The organism is Bradyrhizobium sp. 31Argb (assembly GCF_043638955.1).
GTDB lineage: Bacteria > Pseudomonadota > Alphaproteobacteria > Rhizobiales > Xanthobacteraceae > Bradyrhizobium.
Map to the genome: position 1 here is coordinate 1 of NZ_JBEGDB010000583.1, position 1,460 is coordinate 1,460.

2 protein-coding genes are annotated in these 1,460 nt (G+C 59.9%); both read left to right on the forward strand.

Annotated elements, in window-relative coordinates; translation table 11 throughout:
• Positions 1-251, forward strand: a 251-nt coding sequence (locus tag AAFX91_RS41585) for a hypothetical protein (RefSeq protein WP_394570335.1), incomplete at its 5' end; no start/stop codon positions are given.
• An 11-nt stretch (positions 252-262) separates the two neighbouring features.
• Complete coding sequence (locus AAFX91_RS41590) at positions 263-1,450, forward strand: IS4 family transposase (protein WP_394570336.1); 1,188 nt, start codon at positions 263-265, stop codon at positions 1,448-1,450.
• Positions 1,451-1,460 lie beyond the last annotated feature (10 nt).

The following is a 1,460-nucleotide window of genomic DNA, read 5'->3' on the forward strand; positions in this document are numbered from 1 at the left end:
GCTATTTGATGCACACATCTTTGTTGCGAAGATCGGCGAAGACTGATTCCCTGGCGGGAGGTAGTCTTGTGGAGAACGGTCTTATGTCGATGGAGGTGGGGCTGGGGCGATTTGGCGATCGTCGCCTGGAAAAAGGGGGGCCGCATTGCATGTGGCGCTCGTTGGAAGGCCTGGTTCGTGCATTCGACGCCTTGCAGGGAACCGAGCGCAGGAGGTCCGCTTCACGCGTTTTCTGCGCAATGATCGGGTAAGTGTCGCAGAGATGGCGAGCCATGCGGCTTCGCGCACGGCGGAACGTGTTGCCGGTCGCGAGATCATCGTGGTTCAGGATACCAGCGAACTGATCCTTGGCGGACGGCGCGCCAAAGCCAACGGCTATGGCCCTGTCGGCAAAGGCGGCGGAACGCGCGGCCTGCTTTTGCATGCGGCGCTCGCACTCGATGCCGGCACTGATGCGTTACTGGGTCTTGTTGATGCGCAGGTCTGGAATCGGGACAAGGGCAAGGTGACGCCCCGGCGATCGCGAGCAACAACAGACAAGGAGTCGCAGCGTTGGCTGTCCGCGACGGCTCAAGCCAGCGCGGCCTTATCGACCGCGCAAAGCATCACCGTGATCTCCGACCGGGAAAGCGACATCTACGAGCACTTCGCGCGACGTCCGGCGAATGTGGAGTTGCTTGTCAGGGCAAACTGGAATCGGAAGATCAAACTGAAGTCCGGAGCTTTTGCGAAGCAGTTTGCATTTGTTGATGGCTTGCCGGAAGCTGCCCGGTTCAGCGTGACGATTCCTGCGGCGCCGGGCCGCAAGGAGCGGATAGCCGAGCTTGCCTTGCGCTTCTCGCCGATAATGCTATGCCGGCCACATCCCAGCCCTGGCCCAGATCTGCCCGACATGATCCGCCTGACCATGGTGGACGTTCGGGAGGTGTCATCGACCCATGACGGCGAGCCGATCCACTGGCGGCTTCTCACCACGCATGTCATAAGAAGCCCAAAACAAGCTCGTCGGATCGTCGACCTCTATCGCAAGCGTTGGACCATCGAGGAGTTCTTCCGCACGCTCAAATCCGCCGGTTTTGATATCGAGGAAGCCGACATTGGCGAACCCGAGGTCATGATCAAGTTCGTTGCCGCAGCCGCCGTAGCGACGGTCACGATCATGCAACTGGTTCGCGCCCGTGACGGCACGACCGAGGAAGAACTGACCGAGGCCTTCGAGCCGGATGACCAGCCTGTGCTGGAAGCCCTCTCTTCTCAACTCGAGGGGGCCACTGTGAAGCAAAAGAACCCGCATCCAAAAGGCACTCTCGCCTTCGCTGCGTGGGTCATTGCTCGGCTTGGAGGATGGACCGCCTACTATGGAAAGCCTGGTCCAAAGGTGATGCGCCTGGGCCTCGAAGCCTTCCGTCGCATCAAATACGGCACCACTTTGAGGCTCAAAAATGTGTGAATCGGATAGC

Excerpts from the sequence above, each read along its gene's own strand:
- AAFX91_RS41590 (WP_394570336.1), top strand. The coding sequence starts at position 263 with ATGGCGAGCCATGCGGCTTCGCGCACGGCGGAACGTGTTGCCGGTCGC.